14 protein-coding genes are annotated in these 16,443 nt (G+C 62.6%); 10 read left to right on the top strand and 4 right to left on the bottom strand.

From position 1 onward, the window contains the following. Positions 1-388: 388 nt before the first annotated feature. A complete protein-coding gene (locus KPG71_RS15090; RefSeq protein ID WP_253196287.1) occupies positions 389-1,030 on the bottom strand; it encodes a response regulator transcription factor in 642 nt (213 codons plus the stop codon). A gap of 284 nt (positions 1,031-1,314) precedes the next feature. On the opposite strand from KPG71_RS15090, the gene KPG71_RS15085 reads away from it, so the two are divergent. Genes KPG71_RS15085 through sucD form a run of 4 tightly spaced genes read left to right on the top strand, consistent with a single transcriptional unit; the run spans position 1,315 to position 5,572 of the window. Then, complete coding sequence (locus KPG71_RS15085; RefSeq protein ID WP_216338814.1) at positions 1,315-2,517, top strand: aminotransferase class V-fold PLP-dependent enzyme; 1,203 nt, start codon at positions 1,315-1,317, stop codon at positions 2,515-2,517. Positions 2,518-2,548: 31 nt separating this feature from the next. Then, positions 2,549-3,493 carry a CoA ester lyase gene (locus tag KPG71_RS15080; RefSeq protein WP_216338813.1) on the top strand — a complete coding sequence of 315 codons (945 nt, stop codon included), beginning with the start codon at positions 2,549-2,551 and terminating at the stop codon, positions 3,491-3,493. A gap of 13 nt (positions 3,494-3,506) precedes the next feature. Next, positions 3,507-4,691 (top strand): malate--CoA ligase subunit beta, encoded by a 1,185-nt coding sequence (locus KPG71_RS15075; protein ID WP_216338812.1) that lies wholly within the window; start codon positions 3,507-3,509, stop codon positions 4,689-4,691. Further along, entirely contained in the window at positions 4,691-5,572 is an 882-nt protein-coding gene (sucD, locus tag KPG71_RS15070; protein ID WP_216338811.1) for a succinate--CoA ligase subunit alpha, read from the top strand. Before KPG71_RS15075 ends, sucD begins: the two co-directional genes overlap by 1 nt. A 627-nt stretch (positions 5,573-6,199) precedes the next feature. Here sucD and ndk read toward each other — a convergent pair. Continuing rightward, complete coding sequence (gene ndk / locus KPG71_RS15065; RefSeq protein WP_073037819.1) at positions 6,200-6,622, bottom strand: nucleoside-diphosphate kinase; 423 nt, start codon at positions 6,620-6,622, stop codon at positions 6,200-6,202. 136 nt (positions 6,623-6,758) lie between these two features. Here ndk and KPG71_RS15060 point away from each other — a divergent pair, with 136 nt between their 5' ends. The 3 genes from KPG71_RS15060 (at position 6,759) to KPG71_RS15050 (ending at position 9,921) form a co-directional block, all read left to right on the top strand. Next, positions 6,759-8,609 (top strand): ABC-F family ATP-binding cassette domain-containing protein, encoded by a 1,851-nt coding sequence (locus KPG71_RS15060; protein WP_216338834.1) that lies wholly within the window; start codon positions 6,759-6,761, stop codon positions 8,607-8,609. A 63-nt stretch (positions 8,610-8,672) separates the two neighbouring features. Next, entirely contained in the window at positions 8,673-9,302 is a 630-nt protein-coding gene (locus tag KPG71_RS15055) for a MarC family protein (protein ID WP_216338810.1), read from the top strand. A 37-nt stretch (positions 9,303-9,339) separates the two neighbouring features. Beyond that, positions 9,340-9,921, top strand: coding sequence for a TIGR02281 family clan AA aspartic protease (locus KPG71_RS15050; protein ID WP_216338809.1), 582 nt, complete (start codon positions 9,340-9,342; stop codon positions 9,919-9,921). 6 nt (positions 9,922-9,927) lie between these two features. On the opposite strand, the gene KPG71_RS15045 is transcribed toward KPG71_RS15050, so the two are convergent. Both KPG71_RS15045 and KPG71_RS15040 read right to left on the bottom strand, forming a co-directional pair. Beyond that, positions 9,928-10,386 (bottom strand): DNA polymerase III subunit chi, encoded by a 459-nt coding sequence (locus tag KPG71_RS15045; RefSeq protein ID WP_216338808.1) that lies wholly within the window; start codon positions 10,384-10,386, stop codon positions 9,928-9,930. Further along, positions 10,386-11,858 carry a leucyl aminopeptidase gene (locus tag KPG71_RS15040; RefSeq protein ID WP_216338807.1) on the bottom strand — a complete coding sequence of 491 codons (1,473 nt, stop codon included), beginning with the start codon at positions 11,856-11,858 and terminating at the stop codon, positions 10,386-10,388. The genes KPG71_RS15045 and KPG71_RS15040 overlap by 1 nt, the downstream gene beginning before the upstream one ends. A 151-nt stretch (positions 11,859-12,009) precedes the next feature. Between KPG71_RS15040 and lptF the strand changes: the two genes are divergently transcribed. Genes lptF through KPG71_RS15025 form a run of 3 tightly spaced genes read left to right on the top strand, consistent with a single transcriptional unit; the run spans position 12,010 to position 16,441 of the window. Beyond that, the gene (lptF, locus tag KPG71_RS15035; RefSeq protein WP_216338833.1) at positions 12,010-13,140 is read left to right on the top strand and encodes an LPS export ABC transporter permease LptF; all 1,131 of its coding nucleotides are present in this window, start codon (positions 12,010-12,012) and stop codon (positions 13,138-13,140) included. Then, positions 13,137-14,231, top strand: a complete 1,095-nt coding sequence (gene lptG / locus KPG71_RS15030) for an LPS export ABC transporter permease LptG (protein ID WP_216338806.1) — start codon at positions 13,137-13,139, stop codon at positions 14,229-14,231. The genes lptF and lptG overlap by 4 nt, the downstream gene beginning before the upstream one ends. Then, positions 14,228-16,441 carry an LPS-assembly protein LptD gene (locus tag KPG71_RS15025; protein ID WP_216338805.1) on the top strand — a complete coding sequence of 738 codons (2,214 nt, stop codon included), beginning with the start codon at positions 14,228-14,230 and terminating at the stop codon, positions 16,439-16,441. The genes lptG and KPG71_RS15025 overlap by 4 nt, the downstream gene beginning before the upstream one ends. Positions 16,442-16,443 lie beyond the last annotated feature (2 nt).

The raw sequence follows: 16,443 nt of genomic DNA, 5'->3' as shown, positions 1-16,443 counted from the left end.
CTCCGCTCCCTCAGTCCGTCCCGCGTCCCGTCAGCACCTCAGCGCCGCCGGTGAAGGGGTATCTACTGCTTCACCCCAAACCCCGCAACCCCTTTTTATCACCAACGTCACATTTTTTTTGAAAAACCGATTTTTACCGTGTTTTCATTGGGTTGCGTGAACGTTGTTTCAAAAACGGCATCACGGACGAAAGAAATATGCGTCAACACACCCGGTAACATAGCATATTATTGCCGTATTCATAAAGCCCCCGGCAAATCGCTGCGGAGCCATCGCCGAAAATGACCCGATGATGCGGGAATCGCGCCCCGACGCCCCGCAGGATCCGGCAAATCCCGGAATCGCCCCCTGCCCGTCCCGCCGGCCCGTCACACCGGACAGCGACTCGTCAGTAATTGCCGGCCACGTATTTGGCGATCGCCGCCCCGCGCGAATTGACCTCCAGCTTCTGATAGATCGCCTTGAGGTAATACTTCACGGTGTTCTCGCTCAGACCCAGCCGGGCCGAGATCTGGAAATTGGTCAGCCCGTCCACCAGCAGCGCCAGGATCTCGTGCTCGCGCCGCGACAGCGAGTCCGTGGTTTCCGATGTCAGCCGCTTGAGGATATCCGTGGGCACGATGGAATGCCCCTCGACCAGCTTGCCGAGGATCTTCGGCAGGCTGGTCAGGATCTGCCCCATCATGCAAACCGAATTGGCCCCCTGCTTGATCGCGCTGCGGATGAAGGCGAATTCACTCTCCTCGGCCACCACGACGACCATCACATGCGGATGATCCTTGCGCACCGTTCCCAGAACCTGCGTCAGGTCGCCATCGGCCAGCCGCACCCCCAGGATCAGGATCGCCGGGCCACGCACCGCCGAAAGCAGCTTTTTCAGGCTGGCCTTGTCGGTGGCGAAGGCGCCCAGTTCCACCTCGGGGATCTGCGCCACGAGCGAGCCGATCCCCTGGCACACGATCACCTGCCGGTCGGCCACGATCACCTGCGGCACAGGCGGCGCCTCCCCCTGCGGCGGGGCTTTTGTCATGATCTGCGTCTCCTCCATCGGGCCAGTCTACACCATCCCGCGAAAAATCGAGAGCCGTCTAATGCGACAAAACATCACCCGAAACCGATGATTTTAAAGGAGAATTTGGAATACCGCCGCATACCACGGAACACCGAAGCCGCCGCGCCCCCGAACGGGTAGCCACCCCCTACCCGTTCGGTGATAGCCCCGCGCCAATGTCCGCCATGACCATTCCAACGGGCGTTTCGCGCCGACGCGCCACGCGCAAAGATCGTGTCAGCATCCAATATCGGAGAACGATCATGCACGGCTTTCAACACCTCTACATCCCCGGCCCCACCAATGTGCCCGACCCGGTGCGTCAGGCCATGAACATCCCCATGGAAGACATGCGCGCCCCGGATTTCAGCGATTTCGTCACCCGCCTGCTGGACGATCTGAAATCGGTCTACCGGATGAAGAGCGGGCGCGTCTTCGTCTTTCCCACCTCGGGCACCGGCGCGTGGGAGGCCGCGATCACCAACACGCTCAACGCGGGCGACACCGTATTGATGTCGCGCTTCGGCCAGTTCTCGCTCTTGTGGGCGGACATGGCCGAACGGCTGGGCCTCGACGTCGATCTTTGCGAGGTCGACTGGGGCAAGGGCGTCCCGGTCGAAGACTACGCCGCCAAATTGCTGGCCGACAAGGACCACAAGATCAGGGCGGTGTTCTGCACCCATAACGAAACCGCCACCGGCGTCACCTCCGACATCGCCGCCGTGCGCCGCGCACTGGACGAGGCCGGGCATCCCGCGCTCCTGTTCGTCGATGGCGTCAGCTCCATCGCCTCCATCGAATTCGAGATGCAGGACTGGGGCGTCGACCTGGCGGTCGCGGGTTCGCAGAAAGGCTTCATGCTGCCCGCCGGTCTGGGCCTCCTCGGGGCCTCGGACAAGGCCATCGAGGCCAGCAAATCCGCCACCATGCCGCGCTGTTACTTCAGCTTTGCCGACATGATCACGTTCAACGACACCGGCTATTTCCCCTACACCCCGGCCACGCAGGTGCTGCGCGGGCTGCGCGTGTCCGTCGACATGATGCTCGACGCCGGGATGGAGTCCGTCTGGGCACGCCACGCCCGCCTGGCCCAGGGCGTGCGCCGCGCGGTCGGGGCCTGGCAGGGCTGCTCGCTCGTCGCCGCCGGTCCCGAATGGTACTCCGACACCGTGTCGGCCATCTACACCCCCGACGGCGTGGATGCCCGCGACGTGATCTCGACCGCCTATTACAAATACCAGACCTCGCTCGGCTCGGGGCTGAACAAGCTGGCGGGCCGGGTGTTCCGCATCGGGCATCTGGGCTCGCTCAACCCGGTAATGCTGTGTGCGGGGATATCGGCGGCGGAAATGGCCCTGCGCGATGCGGGCGCCGCGATCGAACCCGGCTCGGGCGTCGCCGCCGCACAGGAACATTTCCGCACCACCACCCCCGACACCGCGCTCGCCCCGGCCAAGGCCGCCTGAGCCCACACATTATACATAAGGACCCCCTGCCATGAGCTACACCCTGCACCCGCTGAAACGCCAACGCCTGCAACGCTCGGAACTGGCCGTGCCCGGCTCCAGCCCCGCGATGATCGACAAGGCCGCCGACAGTACCGCCGACTATATCTTCTTCGATCTCGAAGACGCCGTCGCGCCCCCCGACAAGATCAAGGCCCGCGCCAACATCATCCAGGCCCTCAACGACATCGACTGGAAGGCCAAGGGCAAGACCATCTCGATCCGCATCAACGGGCTGGATACACATTATATGTATCGCGACGTGGTCGAGGTGCTGGAACAGGCCGGGCAGCATGTCGATACCATTCTCGTGCCCAAGGTCGGCGTCCCGGCAGACCTCTATACGGTCGAAACGATGGTGTCCCAGATCGAAGAGGCCTGCGCCCTGCCCCACCGGATCGGGATGGAGGCGCTGATCGAAACCGCGCTCGGCATGGCCAATGTCGAAGCCATCGCCGCCGCGCCCGGCCGGCTTGAGGCGCTGCATTTCGGCGTGGCCGATTACGCCGCCTCGAACCGCGCGCGCACCGTGGTGATTGGCGGGCTGAACCCCGACTATCCGGGCGATCAGTGGCATTTCGCCCTGTCGCGCATGACCGTGGCCTGCCGCGCCTATGGCCTGCGCGCCATTGATGGCCCCTTCGGCGACTTCTCCGATCCCGACGCCTATATCGCCAGCGCCAGACGCGCCGCCGCCTTGGGGATCGAGGGCAAATGGGCCATCCACCCCAGCCAGATCGACCTGGCCAACGATGTCTTCTCGCCCCCCGAAACCGAAGTCACCCGCGCGCGGCGCATCATCGAAGAACTCAAAAAGGCCGAATCCGAAGGCAAAGGCGCCGCCAGCCTCGACGGCAAGATGATCGACGCGGCCAGCGAACGCATGGCCAACAACGTGATCGCCGTGGCCGACGCCATCGTCGCGCAGCACGCATAAGGAAGGACACATCATGGACATCCACGAATATCAGGCCAAGGACCTGCTGACGCGCTTCGGCGTGCAGGTGCCGCGCGGCGGCATCGCCTACAGCCCCGAACAGGCCGTCTACCGCGCCAGCGAACTGTCCGGCGACAAATGGGTCGTCAAGGCGCAGATCCACTCCGGCGCACGCGGCAAGGCGGGTGGCGTGCGTATCTGCGCCTCCGAAGAGGAAATCTCGGACGCCGCCACATGGATGCTGGGCCGCAGGCTGGTCACGCACCAGACCGGCCCGCAAGGCAAACTCGTCAGCCGCCTTTATGTAGAAGAGGCCACCAGCATCGCGCAGGAAATCTATCTCGGCTTCGTGATGGATCGCAAACTCGAACGCGTGGTCGTCGTGGCCTCGGCACAGGGCGGCATGGAGATTGAGGAAATCTCCGAACAGGAGCCCGACTCGATCATTCGCTCGGTCGTCGATCCGGCGGTGGGCATGCAGGCGTTTCAGGCCCGCGAAATCGCGTTTTCGCTGGGGCTGGAACCGCCGCTGATCGCGCAGGCGGTCAAGACCATCATGGGCTGCTATCGCCTGATGGCCGAAATGGACGCCAACATGGTCGAGGTGAACCCGATGGTCGTGACGCAAGCAGGCGAGATCGTCGCGCTCGACGCCAAGGTCAGCTTTGACGACAACGCCCTCTTCCGCCGTCCCGAAATCGGCGAACTGCGCGACAAGAGTCAGGAAGACACCCGCGAAACCTATGCCGAGGATCGCGGCCTCTCTTATATCGGGCTCGACGGTGAAATCGGCTGCATCGTCAACGGCGCGGGTCTGGCGATGGCCACGCTCGACATGATCAAGATGTCGGGCGGCGAACCGGCCAACTTCCTTGACGTGGGCGGCGGCGCCAGCCCCGAACGGGTACTGAAATCCTTCAAGGCGGTGCTGAACGATCCCAATGTCGAGGCGATCCTCGTCAACATCTTCGCCGGGATCAACCGCTGCGACTGGATCGCCGAAGGCGTGGTTCTGGCCATGAAGGAGCTGGAGCTCACCCTCCCCGTCGTCGTGCGCCTCTCGGGCACCAATGTCGAAGAGGGCCGCAAGGTTCTGAATGACAGCGGCTTGCCCGTCATCACCGCCGACACCCTCGCCGAAGCCGCCGACCGCGTCGTCGGCGCATGGAAAGACGCCAAATTCAAGGAGGCCTCGTAATGGCCATTCTCATTGACAGCGACACCAAGGTTCTCGTCACCGGCTTCACCGGGCGCATCGGCAGTTTCCATGCGCAGGACATGATCGACCACGGCACCAATGTCGTGGGCGGCGTGACCCCCGGCAAGGGCGGCACCACCCATCTGGGCCTGCCGGTGTTCAACACCGTCAAGGGCGCGGTGGCCGAAACCGGCGCCGACCTCGTCATCAGCTTCGTCCCGCCCCCCTTCGCCGCGGATTCGATCATGGAAGCCGCCGATGCGGGCATCAAGACCTGCGTCTGCATCGCCGACGGCATCCCCGCCGCCGACATGATCCGCGTCAAACGCTACATGCGCCGCTACAAGGCGGAAAAACGCATGCGCCTGATCGGCCCCAACTGCGCGGGCATCATCACACCGGGTCAGGCCTTCGCCGGGCTGATGCCGCCGCATATCTACGAACCGGGCCGCATCGGCATCGTCGGACGCTCGGGCACATTGGGCTACGAGGCCGCCAGCCAGATGAAGTCGAAAGGCATCGGCGTGTCCTCGTCCATCGGCATCGGCGGCGATCCGATCAACGGCTCCAGCTTCCGCGACATACTGGAGCTGTTCGAGGCCGATCCCGAAACCGACGCCGTGGTGATGGTCGGTGAAATCGGCGGCCCGCAAGAGGCCGAAGCCGCCGAATACATCCGCGACCACATGACCAAACCCGTCGCCGCCTACGTGGCCGGCCTGTCGGCCCCCAAGGGGCGGCGCATGGGTCATGCCGGGGCCATCGTGTCGGCCTTCGGGGAATCGGCGCAGGAAAAGGTCGAGATCCTGAAAGGCTCGGGCGTGACCATCGTCCCCACGCCGTCATCCTTCGGCGAAACCGTCGCCCGGATGATGGCCTGACCTTCCGACAGCGGGCGGCCATCAAGCCGCCCGTTTGCCCGGCCCTCCGCGCGATCCGGCCGGTCGTTGCGTCCCTCATGGACACAGCTTTCCTCATTCCCCCCGAGTTTCGTACAAAACCCGCGTACACATCGTACGTTTCGTACGAAACCCAAACCCGAAATCACCGGCCTCCGCGATCCCGTTTTCCTCACCGCACCGCCCCCGGCATTGCGCGCGAGGAACGGAATCAGCGATCCGGGCGGGTCAGGTGTTGGGTGCCTAAGTCATTGAAACTTTTATGACACATCCCCACACGAAACCGGGCGAAACAGTGTGTTGCCACATTTATGCCTCATTTCGATGAGGAACTGGGTTAACATAAACAGGCGCCAGTCGTGCGCTAGCCGGCTGGCCTGCCTTGATAAAAGGAGCAGACCCATGGCTACAGCAGCAGCCCCCCAACCCACGGCACCGGCCTCGACCAAGGCCCCGCCACAGATTCCAACCAAGCCTCAGACCATTTCCAAACAGGTCTTCAACGACTTTGCCAGCATTTGAGGAACGGGCGGTAACGCCCTGATTTAAAATGAAAAGACCGCACCCATTTTCAGAGTGCGGCCCAATACTCGGAAGATTTGATCCGGCTCAGCCGACCAGTTCCAGACCCGAGAAGAAGTATGCGATTTCGACCGCTGCCGTTTCCGGCGCGTCCGAACCGTGAACCGAGTTTTCGCCGACCGATTCAGCGAATTCCGCACGGATCGTCCCCGCCGCGGCATCTGCCGGGTTGGTGGCACCCATCACGTCGCGATTCTTGGCAATCGCGCCTTCGCCTTCCAGAACCTGCACCACGACCGGCGCAGATGCCATGAACTCGCACAGTTCGTCATAGAACGGACGTTCCTTGTGCACGGCATAGAATTCACCGGCCTGCGCCTTGGTCAGTTGAATACGCTTCTGCGCAACGATGCGCAGGCCCGCGTCTTCGAACTTGGCGTTGATCTTGCCGGTCAGGTTGCGGTTGGTCGCATCGGGTTTGATGATGCTCAGCGTGCGTTCGACAGCCATGTCAGCCTCTTTCCTTTGAATGAAACCGGCGCAGGCCCCGGCCCGCACCCCATATATCGCGGCCCCGATAGCATGGGGTCATGAGTTTGAAAAGCGGCGATTGACGGCTGACCGCGATTGCGTCACACCCCTGCCCATGCTGCGCATCAACGACATATCCTATTCGGTCGCGGGCCGCCCCCTGATCGAACACGCCTCGGCCACCATCCCCGACGGGCACAAGGTGGGTATCGTCGGTCGCAACGGCACCGGCAAGACCACCCTGTTCCGCCTGATCCGTGGGGAACTGGCGCTTGAGACGGGCGACATCACCCTGCCCTCGCGCGCCCGTATCGGCGGCGTGGCGCAAGAGGTGCCCGGCAACGAGGTCTCCCTGATCGACACGGTGCTGGCCGCCGATACCGAACGCGCGGCCCTGCTGACCGAGGCCGACACCGCCACCGATCCCACCCGGATCGCCGACATCCAGACGCGACTGGCCGATATCGACGCCTGGTCCGCCGAAGGGCGTGCGGCCAGTATTCTCAAGGGTCTGGGCTTTACCGACGCCGAACAGGCACAGCCCTGCAGCGCCTTTTCGGGTGGCTGGCGAATGCGCGTAGCCCTAGCCGCCGTGTTGTTCGCAGAGCCCGATCTGCTGTTGCTGGACGAACCGACCAACTATCTGGACCTCGAAGGCGCCCTGTGGCTGGAAAGCTACCTTGCGCGCTATCCGCATACCGTTCTGGTCATCAGCCACGACCGGGGCCTGCTGAACCGCGCCGTCGGCTCGATCCTGCACCTCGAAGACCGCAAGCTGACCCTCTATCAGGGGGGCTACGACACCTTTGCCAAAACCCGCGCCGCCCGCGTTGCCGCCGCCGAATCCGAGGCGCAGAAACAGGAAGCGCGCCGCGCGCACCTGCAATCCTATGTCGATCGCTTCCGCTACAAGGCCGACAAGGCGAAACAGGCGCAGGCCCGGATCAAGGCCCTTGCCAGGATGCAGCCCATCACCCGCCCGCAAGAGGCAGCATTGCGCAAGTTTTCCTTCCCCGAACCCGAGGAACTGTCGCCCCCCATCGTGCGGCTGGACGGTGCCGCCGTGGGCTATGACGGAAAAGCGGTGCTATCCCGGCTGGACCTGCGCATAGATCAGGATGACCGCATCGCCCTTCTGGGCCGTAACGGCGAGGGAAAATCCACGATTTCCAAGCTGTTAGCTGGCAAACTTGATGCGATGGACGGGCGAATTCATACCGCCTCCAAGCTGCGCATCGGCTATTTCGCGCAGCATCAGGTCGACGAGTTGCACCTTGACGAAACCCCCATCGACCATATCCGCCGCCTGCGCCCCGATGAAGCCCCCGCCCGGTTGCGGGCCCGTCTCGGGGGCTTTGGCATCGGCGCGGAACAGGCCGAAACGCTGGTCGGCAAGCTGTCCGGCGGGCAAAAGGCGCGCCTGTCGCTGATGCTGGCCACGATCGACGCGCCGCATATGCTGATCCTCGACGAGCCGACCAACCACCTCGATATCGAAAGCCGCGAGGCCCTGGTCGAAGCGCTCACCGCCTATTCCGGTGCGGTGATCCTCGTCAGCCACGACATGCACCTGCTCGGCCTCGTGGCCGACCGGCTGTGGCTGGTCAAGGACGGGCGCGTGACCCCTTACGAGGGCGATCTCGACAGCTATCGCAACATGCTGCTGGCCGGGGACAAACCCGCCAAGACACAGACCAAGGACAAGCCGACGGCCAAACCCAAGCGACCCGCGCGCGAGGCCCTGATCGCGCTGCGCCAGGACGTGAAAAAATGCGAACAGCGCGTTGATAAGCTTAATGAAATGCGCGAGAAAGTCGCGGCAAAACTGGCCGACCCGACGATCTATGACGATACGTACGGCGTTGCCGAATGGCAGAAGAAATACGCCGAGATCGAAGACGGGCTGGCCCGCGCCGAAACCCTGTGGATGACGGCGCTGGAGCGGCTGGAAGAGGCCGGAGGCTAGGGCGCGAGGCTTGCGGATTGCCGCATAGCGCCCTACCCATGGTCTAACGCAACCGGAGCCGAAATGGACGTTCCCTTTCTGATCACCGCCTTCGTCACACTGTTCGTCATCATCGACCCGATCGGAATGACGCCGATTTTCGTTGCGCTGACCCAAGGCATGAACACGGCCAAGCGCCGGGCCATCGCCCTGCGCGCCTGCGTGACCTCGGCCCTGATCCTGATCGTCTTTGCCGCCTTTGGCGAGGCGGTTCTGGGCTTCATCGGCATTTCGATGCCCGCCTTCCGCATCGCGGGCGGTATCCTGCTGTTCATCACCGCCCTCGACATGCTGTTCGAGCGGCGCAGCAAACGGCGCAAATCCCAGGCGGACGAGGCCGAAGAGGAGGACGACAACGACGATCCCTCGATCTTTCCGCTGTCCATCCCCCTGATTGCCGGGCCGGGATCAATTACCTCGGTCATCCTTCTGGCCGGGCAGAACCCCGGCCTTGAAGGCATGGCATTGGTAAGCGGGGTGATGCTTCTGGTCGTCTTGATCGTGCTGATCCTGTTCCTCATGGCCGGACTTCTGGAGCGCGCGCTCGGCCGCGTCGGCATCAACGTGGTGACCCGTCTTCTGGGGATGCTTCTGGCCGCGCTCGCCGTGCAGTTCGTCCTCGACGGGCTGCGCGGTTTCGGACTAGCCGGTTGACCTTTCCCTTGCCCTTGCAGCGGCTTATATCCCGGTCATGGATAATTTCGACACGGCCCGCCTGATCTATCTCGTCCTTCTCGGAGGCGCCGTTCTCCTGTGGTTTTTCGCCCAGAACCGCGCATCCCTTGGCAAGGTCACACAACAGGCGCTTGTCTGGGGTCTGATATTCGTCGGCGTCATCGCCGCCGTCGGACTCTGGGGGGACATCCGCCAGACCGTACAGCCCACGCAAACCGTCATGACGCAAGGGAACCGTATAGAATTGCCGCGCGCCCCGGACGGGCATTACTATCTGACAGCCGAGGTGAACGGCACCCCGATCCGGTTCGTTGTCGATACTGGCGCCAGCCAGATCGTGCTGTCCCAATCGGACGCCCGCGAGGCCGGGCTGGACCTGAGCGACCTGATCTATATCGGGCGCGCCTATACGGCCAATGGCACCGTGCGCACAGCGCCTGTCAAACTCGACAGTATCGCCATCGGCCCGATCCGCGATCATGACGTGCGCGCCGTCGTCAACGAGGGGGCGATGGACGAATCCCTCCTCGGCATGGACTACCTGCAACGCTTTTCCAGCGTCGAGATCGGCGGCGGCAAACTGGTCCTGACCCGCTAAGCCGGCTCAGGCCTCGGCCTTCTTCTCCCACCGGCCCGATTCCTCGGACCAGTACTGTGCGGAACACCCCGCGCCGGTCAGTGCCTTCCATTGCCCACGGGCCACCTGCACGGCATCCGGGTCATTGCCATCGAACAGGATGCAAACCCGTTCCAGCCGCTGCACCTCGTCCGGCTCCACCCCCGCACCATCCACTGTCATCAGGCAGGCCGCAGCGTTGGGCATGTCGGGCGCGGTGGTCAGCAATACGGGCTGGTCGGCATCATGTGGCCCACCGGCCAGCCCGTGCGGCAGGAACCCGTCTTCGGGGCCCTGCCACAGTTTCTGGTCCAGCCAGTCCATCCTCCCCGGATCGACGCCCCGGACAGCCACCCGCCACCCCGCCTGCAGCGCCTTGCCCACCAACATGGGCAGGGTCGCCTCCAGCGGGCGGCGTGTCAGGTGGTAGAAATAGGCTGCCCCCATCACTCGGTCTCGAACTGCTGGGCCACCAGTCGGTTGAGCGCCATCACGCCCCAGCCCGAGGCTCCCTTGGGCGCATAGGTCGTATCCGATTTCACGCTGGCCACACCGGCGATATCCAGGTGAATCCACGGCACATCGTCCTGCACGAAGCGTTGCAGGAACTGCGCCGCGGTGATCGACCCGGCAGGCCGCCCGCCCACATTCTTCATATCCGCAATGTCGGATTTCAACTGCTTGTCATAGGCCTCGGCCAGAGGCATCCGCCACGCGCCTTCGCCCTCGGTTTCCGCCGCCTTGAGAAACTTGCCGCAAAACCCGTCATCGTTCGAGAAAACGCCCGCTTTTTCATGACCCAACCCGATGATGATCGCGCCGGTCAGCGTGGCCAGATCGACGATTGCCGCAGGCTTGTAGGTTTCCTGCGCGTACCAAAGCACATCGGCCAGAACCAGACGCCCTTCGGCATCGGTGTTGATCACCTCGATCGTGTCGCCCTTCATCGAGGTCACCACGTCGCCGGGCCGTGTGGCGCGATCCGAGGGCATGTTTTCGACCAGCCCGACCAGACCCACGACATTGGCCCTGGACTTGCGCTGCGCAAGGGCGCGCATCGTGCCACAGACAACGCCCGCGCCCCCCATATCCATGGTCATATCTTCCATGCCGGCAGCGGGTTTCAGGCTGATACCGCCCGTATCGAACACCACGCCCTTGCCGACCAGCGCCAGCGGCGCGGCCCCCTTGGCCCCGCCCTGCCATTCCATCACCGCCAGTTTCGACGGGCTGGCGCTGCCGTGACCCACCGACAAGAGCGCGCCCATACCCAGTTTCTGCATCGCGGCTTCGTCCAGGACGGTAACCTTCAGCCCCAGATCGGCCATGCCCTCGATCCGCTTGGCGAATTCGCTGGTCGTCAGGACATTGGCGGGTTCGCTGACCAGATCGCGGGTCATGAAAACGCCCTCGGCCACGGCAGCCAGCGGCGCATAGTCCTCACCGACCTCTTCGGGTTTGCCCACCATCAGCCGTATCGCGCCGCGTGCGGATTTTTCAGCGGTCTTGCGTTCGGTAAACTCATACCCCCGAAGCGCCAGCCCGAATGCCAGTTCGGCAGGCCGCCGGACCGAACCGGCCAGCACAAGCAGTTCTTCGCCGTTCACGGCCCTGGCCAGTTCGACACCGGCCTTGCGGGTTTCCAGGGCGCTTGCATTTCTCTCGAGGCACAGCACATCGACCGCCTCGGCATCCAATCCCGCAGGCCACGCCAATGACTTGATCTCGCCCTGCTTCGTCTTGCTCCAGGCGTCACTGTCGACCAACCGCTTGAGCGCCCCCTTGCACAGCCGGTTGACCCGACGGGCACCATTATCCAGTTTCCCGTCCGGGGTGACGATCACGGCGACACGGCCCTTGGTCCCGGCTATCTTTTCGATATCGGTGTCGTGAAAACTGATCTCGGTTGGGATGGTCATATGGCGGCTCCTTTATCCGGTTCGATCCAAGTCCTAGCGTGGCTGTGCCGACTTGGCCAGTTAGCAGTTTTCCCCTGCGATCAATTCCGATAAGTTGCCAGCCAAGACTGCTGCCTTGGGGGGATAACGCGTGACCAGATTCGACAGATACATGCTGTCGCAATTCATGGTTCTGTTCGGTTTTTTTGCGCTTGTTCTGGTATCCATCTTCTGGATCAACAAGGCGGTGCGCATGTTCGACCGGCTGATCGGGGATGGCCAGCCCGCGTGGATTTTCATCGAATTCACGGCGCTGACCCTGCCCGCCGTCATTGGCGTCGTGTTGCCTATCGCGGCCTTTGCCGGAGCGGTTTACGTGACCAACCGGCTGAGCACCGAAAGCGAGCTGACCGTGGTGCAGGCGACCGGATACTCCCCTTGGCGCCTGATGCGCCCGGTGTTGGTTTTCGGAATCATCATTGCCGCAATGATGTCATTGCTGACGCATGTGCTGATTCCCGCCAGCCAGAGCCAGTTGAACATCCGTCAGGTCGAAATCAGCCGGAACATCTCGGCCAAACTGCTGACCGAGGGGGAATTCCTGCACCCCTCGCCCGGCGTGACCTTCTACATCCGCGAGATCACCCCCGAGGGCGAGTTGCGCGATGTTTTCATGTCCGACAGGCGGGATCGCAAGGCCCCTGTCATCTACACCTCGAAACGGGCCTATCTCGTGCGCGAGGGCGGCGGCACCAAACTGGTGATGGTCGATGGTCTTTCCCAGAACCTGCAACGCGACGGGAATCGTCTGTTTACCACCAACTTCGACGATTTTTCCTATGATATCAGCCGCATCATCATCGGTGATCGCCTCAACCTTGATTCGGTCATCTACGCCCAGACCTACGATCTGCTCGTGCGCCCGGATGCCGTGGCGGAACGCACCGGCGCCAGCCCTGGTGAACTGGCCTTTGAATTGCACAACCGCTTTGCCCAGCCATTGATGTGCATCATGGCCGCGGTGATCGGCTTTGCGACCCTGATGGTCGGTGCTTACAGCCGCTTCGGCGTTTGGCGGCAGATCGTCGTGGCGTTCTTCCTGCTGGTCGGCCTCAAGCTGGTCGAGGGGGCTGTTTCGGGCACGGTGATGGCCAATGCCGCGGCATGGCCACTCATGTACCTGCCCGCGCTTATAGGGGCGGGTCTGACCGTGGGAATGCTTTACGCGTCAGCCCGACCCGGCATGATCCGCAACCTGTTGAGGAGCCGGTCTTCGCGCGTCGAAAAGGAACGTCCGGCATGATCCTGCATTTCTATTTTGCGCGACGTTTCTTCTGGACCTTTGCGGGAATCTTCTCGGTTTTCGCAGTGCTGTTGGCACTGATCGACCTGATCAAGGACCTTCAGGATTTTCCCGACCTTCCCTTCGGCAATATCGTGGAAATCGTGCTGCTGAATGTGCCGCATGCGAATTACGAAATCCTGCCGCTGATCATCATACTGTCGAGCGTGGCGCTGTTTCTTCGTCTGGCGCGCAGTTCCGAATTGGTCGTGGTGCGCGCGTCCGGGCGATCCGCGATGCGAACGCTCATCGCACCGGTGGTCGTGGCGTCCCTGATCGGCCTGATCGGCGTCACGCTTCTCAACCCCATCGTCGCCGCCGCGTCCAAGCGCCACAACGATCTGGTCAGTTCCCAGATGGGCAATGGTGGCCTGACCGTTCTGGCCATCGCGATCGAGGGGCTCTGGCTGCGGCAAGGCAGCGACAGCGGTCAAACTGTCATCCACGCGGAACGTGCCAGTTCCGACTTCAGCGTGCTTTACAATACCACCTTCCTGTCGTTTTCCCCCGCTGGCGATCCCATCCACCGCGTAAGCGCCGCCGAGGCCCATTTGACACGGGGCGAATGGCGGTTGAGCGATGCCAAACAGTGGGATCTGTCCTCTGCTGAGAACCCCGAGGCCGCCGCCATCGCGGCCACGACACTCGCCGTACCGTCGGAACTGACACAGGATCGCATCGCCGACAGTTTCGGCAGGCCCGAATACGTGTCGATCTGGAACCTGCCCGGCTACATCAGACAGCTTGAAGGCTCGGGCTTTTCGGCACGCCGTTATGCCGTCTGGTTCCAGATGGAACTGGCGCGGCCCCTGTTCCTGACGGCTCTGGTCATACTGGCCGCCAGTTTCACCATGCGCCACACACGTCTTGCCAACACGGGGGTTTCGGTTTTAGTAGCGATCATGCTGGGATTTGGATTGCACTACATTCGCAACTTTGCGCAAATCCTGGGGGAAAACGGGCAAATACCGGTGCTATTGGCAGCCTGGGCGCCGCCTGTGGCCTCACTTTTTCTCGCCGTGGGAATTCTTTTGCATATGGAGGAAGGATGACTCGTCTAATCGCCCTTCTTCTGACAACCGCTCTCGTCGCTCCGGGAATGGCCCCGCGACAGGCTGCGGCACAGGACGTGACCCCGCAAGCCAGCACCGAAACAGAAAGCCCGCAGCCGGCATTCCTTGTCGCCGATGACGTGCAGGTCACCCCCGATGACAAGCTGATCGCGACCGGCAATGTCGAGGCCCTGTATCAGGGCCGCCGCCTCAAGGCGCACAGCGTCACCTATGACAGCAAAGCCGAAACGCTGAGCATCGAGGGGCCGATCACGTTACAGGACGGCGAGAGCACCATGATCCTGGCCGACCAGGCCGAACTGGACCGTGATATGGCCAACGGCCTGCTGACCGGCGCGCGCATCGTGATGGAGACCCAGGTACAGCTTGCGGCGAATGCAATCGCCCGTGTCGAAGGCCGCTATTCCCAGCTTTACAAGGCGGCGGTTACCTCGTGCCGGGTATGTGAAACCGGGCGCCCCCCACTCTGGCAAATTCGCGCCCGGCGCGTGATCCATGATCAGAAAGAACGCCAGCTGTATTTCGATGATGCGCAGCTGCGGGTACTGGATTTCCCGATCTTCTACCTGCCACGCCTGCGCCTGCCCGACCCGACACTCGAAAGGGCAACCGGGTTTCTCATTCCCTCGTTCTACAACTCCTCACGGTTGGGCAGCGGTCTGAAGGTGCCGTATTTCATCCGCATAGACGATCATCGCGACCTGACGCTGACCCCTTTCATCACCGACAAGACACGAACGCTGGAATTTCGTTACCGGCAGGCTTTCGTCAATGGCGACATACAGTTCAAGGGCGCGATCAGCGATGATGACCTCGGCGTGAAATCCACGCGCGGCTACCTGTTCGCCGAGGGTGAGTTCGAGCTCAAGCGCGATTTCAAGCTCAGTTTCGACATCGAATACGCCAGTGATGACACCTATCTTCTGGGCTACGGTTATACATGGAAAGACCGGCTGGACAGCGAGGTCGCCATCGAACGCGCCCGGCGCGACGAATATATGCGCGGCGCGATCACCGTCTTCGATTCTCTGCGGTTCAACGAAAGCAACAGCACCCTGCCAACGCTTGCCGGTGATGCCGAATATGAAAGGCGCCTGCATCCGGCCCGTCTGGGAGGCGAGATCCGGCTGGGGGCCGCGCTGCACGGACATCGCCGCACATCGGACCTGCGCACTGACGGGGGCGATATGGACTTATGGGCAGACGGGCGCGATGTGACCCGCCTGACCGCCAGTGCGGACTGGATTCGCAACTGGACCTTGCCGGGTGGCGTTCTGGCCCGGTTTCAGACCGGCATCGCCGTGGATTCGTTTCGCATTGCCCAGTCCGGTGGCCTGAGCGCCTCGTCGGCCACCGAGGTTACACCCAGCACATCGCTGCGCCTGCGCTGGCCCTTGCTGAAAACAACCCGTGGCGGCGCAACGCATGTGATCGAACCCGTGGCACAGCTGTCCTGGGTCGGCGGATCGAACCCCGACATTCCCAACGACGAAAGCACCATGATCGAGTTCGACGAGGGCAACCTTTTCGCCATGTCCCGTTATACCGCGCCGGATCGTCGCGAACGCGGCCTGAACGCGGCCTATGGTGTACGCTGGACGCGCTATGACCCGGAGGGATGGGAAAGTACGCTCGCCATCGGTCAGGTCGTGCGTGACGAGATCGAGCTTGAATACAGCGGATTGAACGGATTCACCACGGCGTCGGGCTTGCAGGACAATTTCTCGGATCTGCTGGTGGCGGGGCAACTCAAACTGAACAATGGCCTGACGGTCACGGGCCGCAGCCTGTTCGACGACGGTTTCACGACGACCAAGGCCGAGGCGCGCGCCAGCTGGCAAAATGACCTCACCGGTATCGGCGCGACATATATCTGGCTGCGCAAAGACCCGCGTGAAAACCGTGCTGGAGATATCTCCGAATGGTCTCTGGATGGCAGCTACCGTTTTGCGCATCACTGGACCGGCAGCGCGCAATGGCGCTATGACGTCGCCAGCAACAGCAAGGTCTACGCCGGTGTCGGCCTGACTTACACGAACGAATGTGTGGAAATCGCGCTTAAGGCCTCGCGTCGGTACACCACTTCCACTATCCTCAGGCCATCAACCGATATCAGCCTGACCGTCGGCCTGCGCGGCTTCACCGCCAAGGCAGACGATCAAAGCTACGTCCGCAATTGCAAGAACTAGGC

The organism is Roseovarius sp. PS-C2 (assembly GCF_018862045.1).
Classification (GTDB): domain Bacteria; phylum Pseudomonadota; class Alphaproteobacteria; order Rhodobacterales; family Rhodobacteraceae; genus Roseovarius.
This window is presented reverse-complemented; position numbering and strand designations above follow the sequence as displayed.